The sequence below is a fragment of the Aerococcus sp. HMSC062A02 genome (assembly GCF_001809535.1).
Taxonomy (GTDB): domain Bacteria; phylum Bacillota; class Bacilli; order Lactobacillales; family Aerococcaceae; genus Aerococcus.
Genome location: NZ_KV797946.1, coordinates 82,406 through 98,064 on the forward strand (window position 1 = coordinate 82,406; position 15,659 = coordinate 98,064).

The following is a 15,659-nucleotide window of genomic DNA, read 5'->3' on the forward strand; positions in this document are numbered from 1 at the left end:
GCACACGGAGTCCTGCACTTCTTCGATAGGTGCAGGATTTTTTATATGATTAATGAAAAGGGAGGCAAGCTGATGTTTGCAAAGTTCCAGCAGAAGTATTTGTCAGTCATTCAACGCAGCGTACAAGATGCTTATGTAGGAGGAAGTGCTGCAGAAATGTCCTACTATACCTTACTCGCCTTAATCCCTTTGCTCATCTTACTAGCAAATGTGATTCCGATTATTCCCATGGATACTGGTCAGGTGATCCAACTGATTACGGATTTCTTGCCTGACCAGGTGGTGCCTTTTATTATTCCGGTCCTCAAGCAATACCTGGGCAATGTAAATATGGGTGTAATTTCTCTGTCATCGATTGCCATTATTTGGTCGGGATCGACAGGTTTTACGAGTTTGCAGCGGGTGCTTAAACGGGTCTATGGGATCGACCACAAAAATAATATGATCTTTACCCGACTGATTTCCTTCTTTCTGGCTTTTGCCTTGGTCTTAGTGGTGGCTGTCTTTAGCCTCCTCTATATGTTTGGCGAAGCTTTCTTCCAACTCCTGGAGGCCCATATCAGCCTACCTGAGCAATTAGTCCAGATCATTAGTGGCTTGCTCTCGGTCCAGGATCTCTGGTTGGTGCTGGCCCTCTTCTTATTCAATAGCTACCTCTACCAAGTGGTCCCTATGCCCGGCTGGCATATTAAGTATTCGTTGATTGGGGCCTCGGTATCGACTTTGATGATGTATTTGATCAGTACTTTATTTAGCTATTATGTGGATTATTTTGTCGGCCAATCCTTGACCTCCTCGACCATTGGCGTTTTTGTGGTTTTGATGATCTATATCTACCTCTTCTGTATATCGATTGTATCAGGGGCTCTGATCAATGTTCTCTACTACCGCTTTGACCACCTCTCCGATTATTTAAGAGAGCAGCCAGCCTATATTAATCGCCGGTCAAGCACTTGGGAGGCGGCCGAAGAGAAAGAGATCGCATATGGCAACCTCAAACGAATGGACGCGCCGATTCGTTTCGAAGATAATTATTTTAGTGAAGTTGGTGATGAATAATGGATATGAAACGAAGCAAGTACCAGCGAGTCAAAAATCTAACCCAGACCCGCTATGATTTTCCTTTGCTTTTAACTCTTTTGGCCCTCATGCTTTATTCTATGATTACGGTCTTTTCGACGACCTACCTCCAGTATGAGGAGGCCTCCCTCCTACCGACCCTGATGCATGGGGCTTGGTTCTTGGTCGGTTTGGTCTTGGTTTACCTGATGATGCAATTGGACCGGAAGACCCTCTTCCGTTTAGCGCCCCTGGCTTATTTCTTTGGCCTCTTCCTCCTTATCTTGGTCTTGATCTTCTATGACCGCGGGCTGGCCCAGGCGAGTGGGGCCAGATCTTGGTTTTCAATTGGGGGATTGACCTTCCAGCCTTCCGAATTGATGAAACTCTTCTACATTATAATGATGGGACGCTTGGTGGATGATTACACCCGGGATTGTAACCGGATCGGCTATGATGAGATGGCAGTCCGGGACCAGGTAGGCTTAGACTGGCGCTTTCTTTTAAAACTCTTTGCTTGGTCCCTGCCGCCTATGCTCTTAGTGGTCTTGCAGAATGACTTCGGGACCATGCTCGTCTTTATGATGATTTTAGTTGGAATTATTTTTGTATCCGGGATTTCTTGGCACATTATCTTGCCAACTTTCCTGGTGATTACGCTTCTCTTCTTGATCTTACTCTTTTTAGTGGTTTACGATAGGGACCTGCTCTTGAATTTAGGCTTCCAGGATTACCAATTCTCCCGGATTGATTCCTGGCTCGCGCCCTTTGAGAATACGGCATCTGAATCCTACCAGCTCAGTCAGTCGATCAAGGCTGTGGGATCAGGGAAGATGTTCGGTAAGGGCCTAGGTAATTTTGAAGTCTATGTACCGGTACGAGAATCTGATATGATCTTTTCTTCTATTGCTGAGAACTTTGGCTTTATTGGTAGTTCACTCTTAATCCTGCTCTACTTTATCTTGATCTATTGCATGATCTCCGCTGCCTTTAAGACCAATGATAGCTTTTATGTGGCCATGGTAGCAGGGATTGTCACCCTCTTCGCCTTCCACATTATCGAAAATATCGGGATGACGATAGGGCTCTTACCGCTGACGGGGATTCCCTTACCCTTCATATCCCAGGGGGGATCGGCCCTGATTACCAATATGATGTGTGTGGGCCTAGTTGCCTCGATTCGCTACAATGAACGTCAAACAGAGAAAGACCACCAGCAGAATCTTGTTATTCGGCTGGCACGCAAATTAACAAAGGAGGCTAATCTTGAACGTTTTAGATTTATACGGACTGAAGAAGTGTAGCACCTGCCAAAAAGTCAGCAAGCAATTAGAAGCAGCTGGCTACGATATTAATTGGATCGATATCCGCCAGACGCCACCCCAAGCCGAACTCATCCGAGCGGCGGTCGACCAAGTCTGGCCCGATGTCAAAAAACTCTTTAACAGCTCGGGCCAAGCCTACCGCCAGTCGGGGCTTAAAGATAAGATTCCTGATATGTCTAAGGAAGATATCGTGATGACCCTGGCCAAAGATGGGATGTTAATCAAGCGCCCCTTCTTAACTGACGGGGACCATGTTTCAGCGGGTAGCCGCGAGCAAGCTCTCGCTCAATGGTTGGACCAGTAAATAAAATGATAGAACCAGGAAAGAAAAGCCTCCCAGTCAAGTTTGATGTGTGAACTGACTGGGAGGCTTTTTGTTGTTGTTTGTCTAGTCTTGGCAAAGCTGCTGGCGGGCTGTTTGAGCTTCTTCTATGATTTGGTCGATAATTTCTTGAACGGGGCGGATATCATGGATGGCGCCAGCACTTTCCCCAGCCATGGGACTGGCCTGGTCGAATTCATCGTCACTTAGCGCCTTCTGATAGGATTGCTTGAGGGCTGCTTGGATGTTGGCGGGGTCTTGGCCCTTGAATTCTGCCGCTAGGATATCTTCTAGGAAGGGCGTTTTGAGGCTGCGGACAGCTTGTGCCCAGCTTTGCCCCGTGACAATCGTGCCCTGGTCGTCAGCCGCTAGAATAGCAGCCTTATAAGCATCTGGTATGGGACATTCCACAGAGGCTAGGAAGCGCGTCCCCATTTGGATGCCGCATGCACCCAGGGCCTGGGCCGCAAGAAGGCTGGCCCCAGTCGCAAAGCCTCCCGCTGCGATGAGAGGGACTTGGGTCACTTGGCGGACCGCTTGAAGCAAGGGCAGAGTCGAGCTCTGTCCGATATGACCACCGGCTTCTCGGCCTTCAACGATGAGAGCATCGACGCCCAGCTTGCCCATTTTTTGAGCATGCTTAACCGAGGCAATGACGGGAACAATCCGGGTCCCTGAAGCGCGCAAGTCTTTCGCAAAGGCCTTGGGTGTCCCTGCTCCTGTTGTGACGACCGCAATATCCTCTTGGTAGAGGATGGGAAGGAGGTCCGAAATATTATCCTGCTGGAGCATGAGATTGACACCGAAGGGCCGGTTGGTCTGCTGGCGGATTTCATCCAAGGAAGCCTTTAGCTCATCTGCCGATAGACCGTAACTGGATAAGATACCGAGGCCACCCGCTTGGCTCACGGCTGCCACTAATTGAGGCTTGGAAATGCGCGCCATAGCCCCTTGAACAATCGGATATTGGACACCTATTTCTTGAAAAAATGTCATGCAATCACCTTCCTAATATAAAGATTCAAAGAGAGCCGCAGCTCCCATGCCTCCGCCGATACACATGGAGACAAGGCCGTAGCGGGATTCAGGCTGTCTCGCCATTTCGTTTAATAATTTACAGCTGAGAACGGCCCCTGTTGCTCCGTTGGCGTGCCCCAGGGCGATAGCCCCGCCATTGGGGTTAACCTTATCGATATCTAAATCGAGGGCCTTGATCACGGCCAGGGTTTGGGCTGCAAAGGCTTCGTTGAGTTCGATGAGGTCGACTTGGTCCAACCTAATCTGTTGGCGGGTGAGTAATTTTTGGATGGCTGGGACGGGGCCGATGCCCATGACAGCGGGGTCAACGCCAGCTACCTGGTAGCCCTTAAAGATCGCCAGGGGTTTGAGCTGGAGCTGGTCTAGCATTGATTTTGAAACAAGGGCTAAAAAGCTGGCGCCATCGGAAATCTGGGAGGAGGAGGCAGCGGTGACGGTCCCCCCTCGTTTGAAAATTGGCTTGAGCCGGCTGACCTGGTCCAGATTGGTATCGGGACGGATGCCATCGTCAGCTTGAACTAGCTGACTCTGACGGGCCTGGGCAGTATGGGCTTTGACGGGAATGATTTCTGCGTCAAATTTGCCAGCAGCTTGGGCACGGTGGGCCTTGTGGTGGCTGTCGACAGAGAATTGGTCTTGGTCCTCACGGCTAATCTGATAGTCCTCTGCGACACGTTCAGCTGTCAAACCCATCCAATCGCTCAGATGGCAGCCTTGACTTTCTAGGGCATAGTTATTGTGGGCTTCTAGACTCGCGTAGGGGGTGGTGGATTGGAATTCTAGACCCCCCGCGATAATCAAGTCTGCCTGGCCGGCCTGGATAGCTTGGCTGGCATGGGCCAGAGCCTGCAGGGAAGAGGCGCAGAAGCGGTTAATAGTTTCGGCGGGAACTTCATAGGGAAGGCCCGCGCCTAGGCCAAGCTTACGGGCAATGTTTCCCCCTTGGCGGTTTTCTGGCATGGAGCAGCCAACGATCAGGTCATCGATTAGCTGGGGATCGAAGTGGGGGCCTAATTTCTGGATCAAGCCTTGGAGCACCTGGGCAGCGATGTCCTCTGCCGGATCATAGGCAAATTGACCAGTGGGCTTGCCCTTGACCACAGCTGACCGGGCAAAGGCGACAATATAAGCTTCAGACATAGTTTCCTCCTTCTAATTACGCAAGATGGTCTTGTGCTTGACAAAGTGTTGGATGCGGTCCTGGGTCTTTTGGCTAGTTAAAAGCTGGCTAAAGACGGTCTTTTCGACTTCTAATAAGTCCTCGCGGGAGACTTGGATCCCCATAGCAAGCTCTCCACCAGCTAAGACCTGACCAATGGCATCGGCTAGGTACTTGTCATGGTCACTAATAAAGAGACCTTGGCGCCAATTCTGGGTGGTCCCCATGACCAGGGCCATGAATTCCTTGCCCAAAACAGGATAAGATTGTGGAAATTGAGGGCGGAAGCTCTGGTAGCGGCCCTGGTAAGTGAGCCAGTCGATAGCGGCTTCGAGGAGATAGTCTTCGTTGGGCACAATAACGTCTTCCTCAGTGAGATAGCCCAGCTCTTGGGCTTCTTTAGCGTGAGCCGAAATCTTTCCATAGGCGACCGTTTCGAAACAAGCGAGCAGGCGGTTTTTGCGCTCCATCCGGGTCATAGCTGCTGTATAAATGCGTTCCGCCAGCTCGACCAGGCCTCCTGCTCCAGGAATGAGGCCTAAGTTGGCTTCAGGCAGGCCCATCTTAACTTGGGGGCTGGCAAAAATCCGGCTGGCGTGGAGGGCAAGCTCGGCTCCCCCACCCAGGCAGTAGCCCCGGCAGGCTACAGCGATCGGCTTCTGATTATATTTCATCCGCTGTATAATGCGATGGCCGAGATCAAAAGAAATCTGGCAATCTTCAACCACACGGTCTTGGGCAATACTGGCTTCAAAGGCCTTGATATCATAGCCTCGAGAAAAATGCTCCTGGGGACTGTAAATAACCAGCCCAATAGCCGGTGAGTCTTCCAGGCGGTCCAGGGCTTGGTCCAAGCCCCTTAACAAATCTAAATTAATGACGCTGTTCTTGGCTTCGAGGCTAAAGACCAAAGTCTGATTGGGCCCCGGGTAGAGCCTATAATCCGCCCCCTGGTCGAGGATCAGGTCTTTATCATAAGCTGCCAAGGACTGGTGGCGGGCCAGGCAGTGGCTATCGGGATAGAAGGGGCCTTGGAAGTTTTCCAGCCAGCCCGGTAGGCTGACCTGGCGCTTGGCTAGGAGGTCCTTCACCTGGTCGAAGCCGATCAAGTCCCAGATCTGGAAGGGGCCGTATGTCCATTGGTAACCCCAAACCATGGCCCGGTCAATATCCCGGTAGTCCTGGCAGGCGATACCTACATTTTGAGCGGCAAAGGCGAGCAGGTTGACCAGGCTCTGGGCCATAAATTGGCCATAGGGGTCTTCAGCATCTAGGATAGCTTGGAAACGATCCCTAGTGTCTAGCTGGTCTAAGTTATCCATAATGTCAAAGCGGGGGAAGCTGGTCGCTTCGTAGGCTTGCTTTTGGAAGTTATAGTGATAGCGTTTGCCCTGGTCTTTTTTGTAGTAGCCTTGGCCGACCTTGTCCCCATAGTAGCTAGCTTCTAGGAGGGGAAGATGGGCTGAGCGGGAAGGGAAGTAGTCCTGGCAGGTCGGATCCTCCTGGTAGTTGGCCAGGGCCTGTTCGAAGAGGTCCAAGCCTGTATAGTCGACGAGCCGGTAGGGCCCCATCTTGGTCCGACCCAGGTACTTGCCGGACAGGGCGTCGGTCTGACTAGGCAGCCAGTTTTCAGCTTCCGCCCGGTACATGATGTCATAGTTGCTGTAATAGGCGATCCGGTTGGCAACAAAACCGGTGACATCCTGGGCGATAATATATTTTTTGCCCACCCGATTGCTGAGCCACTGGCAGAGCTTTTGCAGCCTGTCTTCGGGAAAAACGGGATGGGGAACGACTTCCACTAGGGGATTGCTGGTCACCGGGGCGAAGAAATGGAGGCCGAGAAAGCGCTCTTGGGCACTGGTATCCAAGTCATTTGCTAAGGCCTGGATGGATAGACTGGAGGTATTGCTAGCTAAGATCACTTGAGGCCCTAAAATTTGACTTAGGTCTGCGAATAGGTCCTTTTTTGCTCCTAGGTCTTCAATAATGGATTCGATCACTAGGCCGCTGACTTGTCCTTCTTGGCGGTAGTCTTGATAGCTGATGACGCTGAGAGCTCCGCTAGCTTTCTTATGATGGATTAATTTTTGGCAGGCGGTCTGGATCTGGGCCATGTCTTCATCGCTAGCCCTGCCATACTTGACCAGGCAGACTGCTAGGCCGGCATTAGCGAAGGCAGCAGCAATTTGCTTACCCATAAAGCCGCTACCGATAATAGTGATTTTATTCTTCATTTTCTCTACTCCTTATCCATGATTTGAGGGAGGCTTTTTTAACTTTGCCCCCGATCGATTCGTCTAAGTGGGGCTTAAAATATATGCGTTTAGGGCATTCGAAGCCGGCCAGCTGGTCGTGGCAAAAGCTAATCAAGCGCTTCTCATCGGCTGGGCTGAGTGTGTCGGAAGCAACCACCGCCGTGACGGCTTCACCCCAATGCGAATCAGGCATTCCCAGCACGGCAGCTTGTTTGATCTCAGGATGGCGGAGGAGGATGGTCTCTACTCGGGCAGAGGAGACGTTTTCGCCGCCCGTCTTAATTACATCCTTCTTCCGGTCGACCATGATGGCTCGGTCAGCTGCTTCTAGCTTTAGCAGGTCACCGGAACGGAACCAGTCATCCTGGATAGCTTCTTCTGTATCTTTGGGATTGCGATAGTATCCTGAAAAGGCGGCTGGTGACCGGTAGGCGACTTCGCCAGTCATCGTTTGGTCTGGGCTGACAAGTTTTTGTTGGAGGCGGGCATCGGCCGTCCCGATCACATTCTCGCCTGGATGGTCGGCTAAGAGGGCTTCATTGCCTGCATGGTAGAGCCTAAAGCCGGCAAGAACTTCGGTCTGGGAGAAAGAATTGATGACTTGGACTCGTGGCGAGCAGTGGGCTTGGATCTTTTGATAAAGTTCGGGCTCTAAGTGAGAATAGGCGTAGAGCAGACAGCTAAGGCTGGTCAGGTCTAGGTCTTCTCGGTCAGCTGCTGCAAAGACTGCTTCCATGATATCAATCCGCCCCGTCCAGAGCGCCGTGGCCTGGCTCTGAGCCAGGACTTGGGCCATTTCCTGAGCGTTTTGCCGACGTCCGAAAATTAAAGTGCCGCCATAGAGCATGGCGGAAATAGCCAGGGTGAGATCGGCACAGTGGTAGATGAGTGGGAGAAAGGAAGCCACGCGGTAGTGGTGGATTTGGTCCACGCCCCGGCTCATGTGCATGCCGTAGATAGAGGCCGCATGGTAGCTGTAATGGTGGCTGATCATGACGCCCTTGGGCCAGGAGGTCGTTCCCGAAGTAAAGAGGATCTCCCAAATGTCATCGCCATGGAGGGGATAGCGGTCCGGTTGCTGGCTGGGCTGGTCGGCTAAATAAGCATTAAAGTCCTGGTAGGAAGCGGCGACTTGTCCACCAATTGGAATGGCGAGCTTAACTTGGAAGCTGTGGCCCGCTAATAGGCTGTCGAATTTGGGGATAAATTCGGCATCGATGACGAGGACAGAAGGCTGGGTCAGGTCAATCACATGGGCCATGACATCCTCTGAGAAATTGGGATTAGCGGGTACCGAGACCATGCCAGCTTTGGCTGTTCCAAACTTAGCAATTAGGGCCTCAGTTGAATTTTCGCAGATAAAGAGGATACGACTGGCTCGTTCGAGGGCAAGCTGGTCGAGCCTCTGGGCAAATTGGTTAGCCTTGCTATTATAAGTCCCATAGTTCAAGACTTGGTGGTCGGGTAGACTGTAAGCGCCTGGTCCGCCGACGAGGGCGGTGTCATCAGGACGGTTATGGCCGAGATTTTCTAAGAGGTCGCCAACAAGTGTCCGATTGAAGGGGCTATCGTTACGGCGGTTATATAGAGATTCAACATCAATAGGCATTTCGCTTTTCCTTTCTATCAATCACTACTAGTCATTATAACTAAAAACTGGGGAAGTTAAAACGCTTTCCACTTCGTCAATTGATCTCTGAAGGCTAGAATTAATTTAGAATGGTTCAAGTCAATGACGAGTCAGAGAGTCTTTTGGTTCACATATTTGAAAAGTATTATCAAATAGACTAGAATAAGAAGAGACTAACGATTGTTTTATAAGGAGGGCATTATGTCGACATTAGAAATTAAAGACTTACATGTTTCAGTAGAAGAGAATGAAATTTTAAAAGGGGTTAACTTAACCATCAATACGGGGGAAGTCCATGCCATCATGGGGCCTAACGGGACAGGGAAATCTACCCTATCTGCTGCCATCATGGGCCACCCAGCCTTTGAAGTGACCTCAGGTGAAATCTTATTAGACGGCGAAAATATCCTGGAAATGGAAACGGACGAGCGGGCTCTAGCTGGTTTATTCTTAGCCATGCAATATCCTTCTGAAATTCCTGGGATTACCAATGCGGAATTTATGCGCGCAGCGATCAATGCCAGACGGCCAGAAGACGATAAAATTTCCGTCATGGACTTTATTAAAAAGCTTGATGACAAGATGGAAGTTTTAGAAATGCCTGAAGAAATGGCAGAACGTTACCTCAATGAAGGCTTCTCAGGCGGGGAAAAGAAACGTAATGAAATCTTACAGATGCTGATGATTGAACCAACCTTTGCTATCTTAGATGAGATTGATTCTGGACTAGATATTGATGCCTTACAGGTTGTCGCCAATGGGGTGAACTCCATGCGTGGTGATAAGTTTGGCTCGCTCATCATTACCCACTACCAACGTCTCTTAGACTATATCGTGCCTGACTATGTCCACGTGATGATGGACGGCCGGGTAGTCAAATCTGGTGATGCTGAGCTGGCTAAAAAACTAGAAGCTGAAGGCTACAAGGGCCTTGCACAAGAGCTTAACATCGAATTGGATGAAGACTAGCTGATAAGGGAGGATTCTATGTCAGAACAAATGAGCCAGAAAGACTGGCAAGCCATACAAGCCTTCTCCCAAGCTAAAAAGGAACCTGCATTTTTACTTGCCTTGAGAGAGAAAGCTTTTCAAAATATTGATCACTTAGACTTACCCGATACCCCTAAGATGGATGTCAAACGCTGGCCTCTATATGGAGCCAAGATCCAGGGGGAAGGGACCACAGACTTTGAATTGGATGAGCGCTACCAACACAAGGGACAAGAAGCCCTCATGAACCAATTCGGCGACCAGACCCTGAGCTTGGACCTGAGCCAGAACTTGAAGGACCAAGGGGTTATCTTGATGGATATCTTCGAAGCCATGCAAGCTTACCCAGACTTCTTCAAGGACTACTATATGACCAAGGCCGCTAAACCAGGCGACAACAAGATTACCGCCTACCATACGGCCTATATGAATAGTGGGATTTTCCTCTATGTCCCTGAAAATGTGCAGGTCGAAGAACCGATTGTTGTCAACGCCTTCCAAGATGCCAGCCAAGACTTGGCCTATAACCACCATGTCTTGATTGTGGCAGAAGCCCATGCCAAGTTCAGCTTTGTGGAACGCTTCCAAACGCATGGCGACCAAGCCAATTCTGCTAATATCTTAACCGAAATCATTGCAGCTGACCATGCAGAAGTCCACTATGCTGCCTTGGACGAACTCGGCGAAAATACGACGGGCTTTATTACCCGCCGCGGTCACTGTGGCCCTGAAGCGCGGATTGATTGGGCCGTCGGTATGCTTAACGATGGCAATGTGGTCGCTGACTACAATGCTGAATTGATCGGAGATGGCTCGGTCAGCTATGTGAATGTGGTCGGCATCTCGGATGGCAAGCAAACGCAAGGGGTCAACTCCCGAGTTTCCAACTATGGCCGTCACAGTGTCGGTCATATCTACCAAAAAGGGGTCATCCTCGACCGCTCACGCTTGGCCTTTAATGGGATTGGCCACATCTACCGTGGGGCAGTAGGCGCTGATGCCCAACAAGAAGAACGGATCCTGATGTTCTCTGACCGGGCGCGGGGCGATGTCAACCCTATCCTATTGATCGACGAAAATGATGTGACGGCAGGCCACGCCGCTTCCATGGGCCGGGTCGACCAGGAAGAACTCTACTATCTGATGAGTCGGGGAATTTCCGGCAAAGAAGCCCAACGCTTAGTAATTCGTGGCTTCTTAGGTAGTGTGATTGTAGCGATTCCTTTACAAGAAATGCGTGAAGAATTAATTGAAATTATAGATAAGAAGTTGATGGCTATTGACAATGACTAATATTTACCGGGATTTCCCCATTCTCAAGCAAAAAGTGAATGATGAAGACCTGGTCTACTTGGATAATGCAGCAACCACTCAGAAACCTCAGGCAGTAATTGATGCCCTAGAAGCTTATTATCTCCACGACAATGCCAATATCCACCGCGGAGTCCATAGCCTAGCCAACCGGGCAACCGAGGCCTATGAAAGAACCCGCGACAAGGTGCAAGCCTTTATCAATGCCGGCCAAAGAGAAGAAATCATCTTCACCAAGGGCACGACCCAGGGCATCAACTGGATTGCCCGCAGCTTTGCGGATGCCGTGCTTGAGCCTGGCGATGAAATCTTAATATCACCGATAGAGCACCATTCCAACCTCATCCCTTGGCAAGAGGCAGCTAAGCGTAACCAGGCTAAGTTACGCTATCTGGAGATGAACCAGGAGGGGATCTGGACAGCCGAAGATCTGAAGGAAGCGATAAGCGATCGAACTAAGATCCTGGCTATCTCCCACGTCTCCAATGTGCTCGGTTCTGCCCAAGATATCCAAGCCCTGGCTCAAGTCATCCATGATAACCAAGGCTATATCGTAGTGGACGGGGCCCAGGGAGCGGCCCACTTACCCGTTGATGTCCAGGCCCTGGACTGCGACTTCTATTGCTTCAGTGCCCACAAAGTCTATGGGCCGACCGGGGTGGGTATCCTCTATGGCAAGCGCGAGCTTCTCGAAGACATGGAACCCTTGGAGTACGGGGGCGAGATGATTACCCTGGTCCAACGTGAATCAAGCAGCTGGGCAGAGCTGCCTTATAAATTCGAAGGCGGGACGCAAAATATAGCTGGTGTAGTTGCCTTTTCGGCGGCTCTCGATTGGATTGAGAGCGTCGGTGGGATGGCGGCCATTGCCGACCATGAAAAAGAACTTACCCGCTATGCCATGGCTGCCCTAGCTGACTATGAGGCGGTGGCTATATACGGCTCTGCTAATCCAGACCACCACCACGGTGTGATTAGCTTCAACCTGGCAGGGGTCCACCCCCATGATCTGGCAACTGGTCTTGACCAACTAGGCGTTGCTGTCCGGGCCGGACACCACTGCGCCCAGGTCTTGATGCGGGAACTCTGCCAAGGGGCAACTGCCCGGGCGAGTTTCGCTTACTATAATACGAAAGCTGATGTTGACCGCTTAGTCAGCGCCTTAAAAGAAGTGGAGGAATTTTTCACCGATGGCTTTATCTAAAATGGAAAATCTATACCGCGCTGTCATCGTGGACCACTACCAAAATCCCCACCACCATGGGGCTTTGGACCAGGCCACTCAGACGATTGAAATGCTCAATCCAACTTGCGGTGATGTCATTTTCTTAGACTTGAAGATCGAAGATGACAAGATCACAGACCTCGCCTTCCATGGCCAAGGTTGTGCTATCTCTACGGCAAGTACTAGTATGATGACGGACTTAATTAAGGGCAAGACTGTGGAAGAAGCCCTTAGCTTAGCTCATAATTTTAATGAAATGATTACCTTGCCTGAATTGGATGAGGATACTGACTACCATGACCAACTCGGCGAAGCTTCCCTCCTATCTGGAGTCCGCAAGTTTCCGGCCCGGGTCAAGTGTGCCACTTTAGGTTGGCAGGCCCTCCAAGAAGGTATTCATAGTGACGAAGAAACAGTTGAAGAAGATGTAGAAGAGGGGGAAGACGAATAAATGAGTGAACTTCCAGTAATTGATGATTATAAATATGGTTTTCACGACGATGTGGATTCCAAAGTTGAAATTGGGATTGATACCGGCCTAACTGAGGAAGTCATCCGTGAAATATCCGCCCAAAAAGAGGAACCTGAGTGGATGTTAGACTTCCGACTCAAGAGCCTTAAACGCTTTCAAAACAGTCACATTCCGGACTGGAACCCAGATATCTCCGACTTAAATTTAAATGACATTACCCTGTATAAGAAGAAGTCAGATACGAATTCCAGAACTTGGGATGATGTCCCTGATAAGATTAAAGAAACTTTTGAACGGATTGGGATCCCCCAAGCTGAACGGGATAGCTTAGCCGGTGTCGTGGCCCAGTATGAATCTGAAGCCGTTTACCACAACACCAAGGCAATTTATGAAGACCAAGGGGTTATTTTCACCGATACCGATACGGCCTTGAAAGAATATCCCGAACTCTTCAAAAAATACTTCGCTACTTTAGTGCCACCATCGGATAACTTCCAAGCGGCCCTCAACTCCAGTGTCTGGTCAGGGGGGACCTTTATCTATGTGCCTAAGGGTGTTAAGGTCGACATCCCGCTCCAGACCTACTTCCGGATGAATGACGAAAGCATGGGGCAGTTTGAACGGACTCTGATCATTGTCGACGAAGGGGCCTCAGTGGAATACATCGAAGGTTGTACGGCCCCAACTTATTCGGCCAACAGCCTGCACGCTGCGATTGTTGAGATCTTCGTTGAAGAGGGGGGTTACTGCCGCTACTCCACCATCCAAAACTGGTCGGACAATGTTTACAACCTGGTTACCAAACGGTCCAAGGTTGGTAAAAATGCGACCATGGAATGGGTAGACGGCAACCTCGGCGCCAAGCTTACCCAAAAATATCCATCCTGCTACTTGGATGGCGAAGGGGCCCGGGGAACCATGTTGTCTGTCGCCTTTGCGAATTCAGGCCAGCACCAACATACTGGGGCCAAGATGATCCACAATGCCCCTCATACCTCATCTTCTATTATCTCCAAGTCGATCGCCAAGGGGTCAGGAATCACCGACTACCTAGGGGATGTGAAATTTGGTAAAAATTCAAAGGGCTCTAAGTCCCACATTGAATGCGATACTATCCTGATCGACAAGGACTCCAAGTCAGATACTATTCCGATGAACGAGATCCATAACTCCCAAGTTGACTTGGAACACGAGGCCAAGGTCTCCAAGATTTCAGAAGAACAGCTCTATTATCTCATGAGCCGGGGCCTCACCGAAGGCCAAGCGACTGAGATGATTATCATGGGCTTTGTAGAACCCTTCTCCAAGGAACTCCCACTGGAATATGCGGTTGAATTGAACCGTCTGATTTCTTATGAAATGGAAGGGTCTGTAGGCTAGAAGATGATAGGAGGTTGATGGCCAGGCCTTTCTTAGCTCTGTCATCGTTAATCTCTTCAAATCTTGCCCCTAGGAAAAATTTGTGTGGTAATTTTTATAAAATAGCTAGAGACGTCCAGTGTCGTCGTGGTGGTCCATCCATCAGATGACGCTGGGCGTCTTTTTATTTAGCTGGAAATTTATAGAGTGCTTGGAGATACAAAAGAGAGTATGACAAAAGTCGATCAGGCCTGAAGCACTGGAGCAAACTAAGAGAAAACGTTTACTAACGATTTCTCATAGTTCGTGAAGTGGATGTCAGGCCTGACTTTTGGAGTAGTTTTTTGAAAAATGTTTGTTATTTAAAAGGAGGCTGGAACTTTTGTCCCAGCCTCTAGAAGTAGAGATTTAGTCTGTGGATAGAATATCCATTGCCTATCGTCTCCTTTGCTACAATAACTATAAAGGGAAGTAAGTTTAGCCCCCTTAGTCACAAGGTGAAAAAAGTTTGATTAACTAACTATGGAAAGATATGTAAATAATCTGAAACAGATACTTTTTCATAAGCTACTGTATACTAAATGAATCAAGCATACTAGAAAAAGCTCTGCATGTATGATAGCCAATATCTTCCCGAAAGGCTCTTATTTCTTTCTTATTCTACTTTCCTAGCCATGACCATGCTCGGATTTTAAACTTGTACACTTGAAATCCCTACCAACATTTATATTTCAATTGCCTAAAACTTTTTAACTGGGATATAGCTTGTTAGGTCTTGGCAGGGTGTGGTAGAATGAAGATATAAAATTAAAAAATGATTATAAGGGGGAGATCAGGTGAAATTTTTCCTAGATACAGCCAATGTGGGTGAAATCAAACGCATCGCCGCTTTGGGCTTGGTAGATGGGGTAACAACTAATCCTAGCATCATCGCGCGTGAGGGACGGCCTTTTGAAGAAGTGATTAAGGAAATCTGCTCCGTTGTTGATGGGCCCGTCAGCGCGGAAGTGGTCAGCTTAGATACAGAAGGCATGGTCAAAGAAGCACGTGAACTGGCTAAGTGGTCAGCCAATGTAGTCGTTAAAATCCCCATGACCGAAGCTGGGCTGGCTGCAGTCCACCAATTAGCAGGAGAAGGCATCAAGACCAATGTAACCCTGGTCTTTACCCTCAGCCAAGCAGTCATGGCTGCCAAGGCTGGAGCTAGCTATGTGAGTCCTTTTGTCGGCCGTTTAGAAGATATTGGGACAGACGCTTATGCCCTGATCTCTGATATTCGGGACATGTTGGATTTCTACGGCTATGATACGGAAATTATTGCAGCTAGCATCCGGACCCTGCCTCACTTTGAAGAAGTCGTTCGACGAGGCGCTCACATCGCTACCATCCCAGGCAAATTATTCCCTAAATTATGGAAACACCCCTTAACCGACTCCGGAATCGAGGGCTTCCTCAAAGACTGGGAAAACTTCTCTAATAAATAAGGGTGTGAGGGAGCGCGGGTAGAAGTG

At 49.5% G+C, this 15,659-nt stretch carries 13 protein-coding genes; 9 read left to right on the top strand and 4 right to left on the bottom strand.

The features are described 5' to 3' along the window. The first annotated feature begins 72 nt into the window (after positions 1-72). Genes HMPREF2626_RS09110 through HMPREF2626_RS09120 form a run of 3 tightly spaced genes read left to right on the top strand, consistent with a single transcriptional unit; the run spans position 73 to position 2,688 of the window. Positions 73-1,059: a YihY/virulence factor BrkB family protein gene (locus tag HMPREF2626_RS09110; RefSeq protein WP_070620432.1), complete on the top strand. Its 987-nt coding sequence runs from the start codon at positions 73-75 to the stop codon at positions 1,057-1,059. After that, a complete protein-coding gene (locus HMPREF2626_RS09115; RefSeq protein WP_246818950.1) occupies positions 1,059-2,363 on the top strand; it encodes an FtsW/RodA/SpoVE family cell cycle protein in 1,305 nt (434 codons plus the stop codon). The genes HMPREF2626_RS09110 and HMPREF2626_RS09115 overlap by 1 nt, the downstream gene beginning before the upstream one ends. After that, on the top strand, positions 2,326-2,688 hold the full coding sequence (locus HMPREF2626_RS09120) for an ArsC/Spx/MgsR family protein (RefSeq protein ID WP_070620376.1): 363 nt from the start codon (positions 2,326-2,328) through the stop codon (positions 2,686-2,688). The genes HMPREF2626_RS09115 and HMPREF2626_RS09120 overlap by 38 nt, the downstream gene beginning before the upstream one ends. Positions 2,689-2,772: 84 nt before the next feature. Here HMPREF2626_RS09120 and HMPREF2626_RS09125 read toward each other — a convergent pair whose 3' ends face one another. Genes HMPREF2626_RS09125 through HMPREF2626_RS09140 form a run of 4 tightly spaced genes read right to left on the bottom strand, consistent with a single transcriptional unit; the run spans position 2,773 to position 8,770 of the window. Next, positions 2,773-3,702: an NAD(P)H-dependent flavin oxidoreductase gene (locus HMPREF2626_RS09125; RefSeq protein ID WP_070620379.1), complete on the bottom strand. Its 930-nt coding sequence runs from the start codon at positions 3,700-3,702 to the stop codon at positions 2,773-2,775. 12 nt (positions 3,703-3,714) lie between these two features. Continuing rightward, positions 3,715-4,884, bottom strand: coding sequence for a thiolase family protein (locus HMPREF2626_RS09130; RefSeq protein ID WP_070620382.1), 1,170 nt, complete (start codon positions 4,882-4,884; stop codon positions 3,715-3,717). A 12-nt stretch (positions 4,885-4,896) separates the two neighbouring features. Further along, positions 4,897-7,140: a 3-hydroxyacyl-CoA dehydrogenase/enoyl-CoA hydratase family protein gene (locus HMPREF2626_RS09135; protein ID WP_070620385.1), complete on the bottom strand. Its 2,244-nt coding sequence runs from the start codon at positions 7,138-7,140 to the stop codon at positions 4,897-4,899. After that, the gene (locus HMPREF2626_RS09140; protein WP_070620388.1) at positions 7,130-8,770 is read right to left on the bottom strand and encodes a class I adenylate-forming enzyme family protein; all 1,641 of its coding nucleotides are present in this window, start codon (positions 8,768-8,770) and stop codon (positions 7,130-7,132) included. Before HMPREF2626_RS09140 ends, HMPREF2626_RS09135 begins: the two co-directional genes overlap by 11 nt. A gap of 222 nt (positions 8,771-8,992) precedes the next feature. On the opposite strand from HMPREF2626_RS09140, the gene sufC reads away from it, so the two are divergent. The 6 genes from sufC to fsa all read left to right on the top strand — a co-directional run bounded on the left by sufC (position 8,993) and on the right by fsa (position 15,632). Beyond that, a complete protein-coding gene (gene sufC, locus HMPREF2626_RS09145) occupies positions 8,993-9,760 on the top strand; it encodes a Fe-S cluster assembly ATPase SufC (RefSeq protein WP_070620391.1) in 768 nt (255 codons plus the stop codon). Positions 9,761-9,778: 18 nt separating this feature from the next. After that, entirely contained in the window at positions 9,779-11,074 is a 1,296-nt protein-coding gene (gene sufD, locus HMPREF2626_RS09150) for a Fe-S cluster assembly protein SufD (RefSeq protein ID WP_246818951.1), read from the top strand. After that, positions 11,067-12,296: an aminotransferase class V-fold PLP-dependent enzyme gene (locus HMPREF2626_RS09155; protein ID WP_070620394.1), complete on the top strand. Its 1,230-nt coding sequence runs from the start codon at positions 11,067-11,069 to the stop codon at positions 12,294-12,296. The genes sufD and HMPREF2626_RS09155 overlap by 8 nt, the downstream gene beginning before the upstream one ends. After that, positions 12,283-12,768 carry a Fe-S cluster assembly sulfur transfer protein SufU gene (gene sufU, locus HMPREF2626_RS09160; protein ID WP_070620399.1) on the top strand — a complete coding sequence of 162 codons (486 nt, stop codon included), beginning with the start codon at positions 12,283-12,285 and terminating at the stop codon, positions 12,766-12,768. The genes HMPREF2626_RS09155 and sufU overlap by 14 nt, the downstream gene beginning before the upstream one ends. After that, positions 12,769-14,169, top strand: coding sequence for a Fe-S cluster assembly protein SufB (gene sufB, locus HMPREF2626_RS09165; protein WP_070620402.1), 1,401 nt, complete (start codon positions 12,769-12,771; stop codon positions 14,167-14,169). It begins immediately after the preceding gene. A gap of 815 nt (positions 14,170-14,984) precedes the next feature. Then, positions 14,985-15,632, top strand: a complete 648-nt coding sequence (gene fsa, locus HMPREF2626_RS09170; protein ID WP_070620403.1) for a fructose-6-phosphate aldolase — start codon at positions 14,985-14,987, stop codon at positions 15,630-15,632. Positions 15,633-15,659: the final 27 nt, after the last annotated feature.

Bases quoted from the DNA above. Each gene is read 5' to 3' on its own strand.
- HMPREF2626_RS09110 (WP_070620432.1), top strand. From the start codon at position 73: ATGTTTGCAAAGTTCCAGCAGAAGTATTTGTCAGTCATTCAACGCAGC.
- HMPREF2626_RS09115 (WP_246818950.1), top strand. From the start codon at position 1,059: ATGGATATGAAACGAAGCAAGTACCAGCGAGTCAAAAATCTAACCCAG.
- HMPREF2626_RS09125 (WP_070620379.1), bottom strand. From the start codon at position 3,702: ATGACATTTTTTCAAGAAATAGGTGTCCAATATCCGATTGTTCAAGGG.
- HMPREF2626_RS09130 (WP_070620382.1), bottom strand. From the start codon at position 4,884: ATGTCTGAAGCTTATATTGTCGCCTTTGCCCGGTCAGCTGTGGTCAAG.
- HMPREF2626_RS09135 (WP_070620385.1), bottom strand. From the start codon at position 7,140: ATGAAGAATAAAATCACTATTATCGGTAGCGGCTTTATGGGTAAGCAA.
- HMPREF2626_RS09140 (WP_070620388.1), bottom strand. From the start codon at position 8,770: ATGCCTATTGATGTTGAATCTCTATATAACCGCCGTAACGATAGCCCC.
- sufC (WP_070620391.1), top strand. From the start codon at position 8,993: ATGTCGACATTAGAAATTAAAGACTTACATGTTTCAGTAGAAGAGAAT.
- sufD (WP_246818951.1), top strand. From the start codon at position 9,779: ATGTCAGAACAAATGAGCCAGAAAGACTGGCAAGCCATACAAGCCTTC.
- HMPREF2626_RS09155 (WP_070620394.1), top strand. From the start codon at position 11,067: ATGACTAATATTTACCGGGATTTCCCCATTCTCAAGCAAAAAGTGAAT.
- sufU (WP_070620399.1), top strand. From the start codon at position 12,283: ATGGCTTTATCTAAAATGGAAAATCTATACCGCGCTGTCATCGTGGAC.
- sufB (WP_070620402.1), top strand. From the start codon at position 12,769: ATGAGTGAACTTCCAGTAATTGATGATTATAAATATGGTTTTCACGAC.